This is a genomic window from Planococcus sp. YIM B11945 (assembly GCF_050864155.1).
Taxonomy (GTDB): domain Bacteria; phylum Bacillota; class Bacilli; order Bacillales_A; family Planococcaceae; genus Planococcus.
On record NZ_JBOZWR010000017.1, the window covers coordinates 1 to 1,009 of the forward strand.

The 1,009-nt window shown below is 52.5% G+C and carries 1 rRNA gene; it reads right to left on the reverse strand.

The features are described from left to right. Positions 1-1,009 (reverse strand): 23S ribosomal RNA (locus ACRRQV_RS18025); the annotation flags it as partial.

Sequence of the window (1,009 nt, forward strand, 5' to 3'; positions counted from 1 at the left end):
GGCATTCGGTGGACGGGATTCTCACCCGTCTTTCGTTACTCATACCGGCATTCTCACTTCTAAGCGCTCCACCAGTCCTTGCGGTCTGGCTTCAACGCCCTTAGAACGCTCTCCTACCACGGACATCTACGATGTCCATCCACAGCTTCGGTAATCCGTTTAGCCCCGGTACATTTTCGGCGCGGTGTCACTCGACCAGTGAGCTATTACGCACTCTTTAAATGATGGCTGCTTCTAAGCCAACATCCTGGTTGTCTAAGCAACGCCACATCCTTTTCCACTTAACGGATATTTGGGGACCTTAGCTGGTGGTCTGGGCTGTTTCCCTCTTGACTACGGATCTTATCACTCGCAGTCTGACTCCCAAGCATAAATCACTGGCATTCGGAGTTTGTCTGAATTCGGTAACCCGGGATGGGCCCCTAGTCCAAACAGTGCTCTACCTCCAGGATTCTCAATCTTGAGGCTAGCCCTAAAGCTATTTCGGAGAGAACCAGCTATCTCCAGGTTCGATTGGAATTTCTCCGCTACCCACACCTCATCCCCGCACTTTTCAACGTGCGTGGGTTCGGGCCTCCAGTAAGTGTTACCTTACCTTCACCCTGGACATGGGTAGATCACCTGGTTTCGGGTCTACAACTGCATACTCCGTCGCCCTATTCAGACTCGCTTTCGCTGCGGCTCCGGCTTCTCACCTTAACCTTGCATGCAATCGTAACTCGCCGGTTCATTCTACAAAAGGCACGCCATCACCCATTAACGGGCTTTGACTACTTGTAGGCACACGGTTTCAGGATCTGTTTCACTCCCCTTCCGGGGTGCTTTTCACCTTTCCCTCACGGTACTGGTTCACTATCGGTCACTAGGTAGTATTTAGCCTTGGGAGATGGTCCTCCCGGATTCCGACGGAATTTCACGTGTTCCGCCGTACTCAGGATCCACTCAGGAGATCACGTCTTTTCAGCTACAGGGCTGTTACCTCGTCTCGCGGACCGTTCCAGGTCGCTTC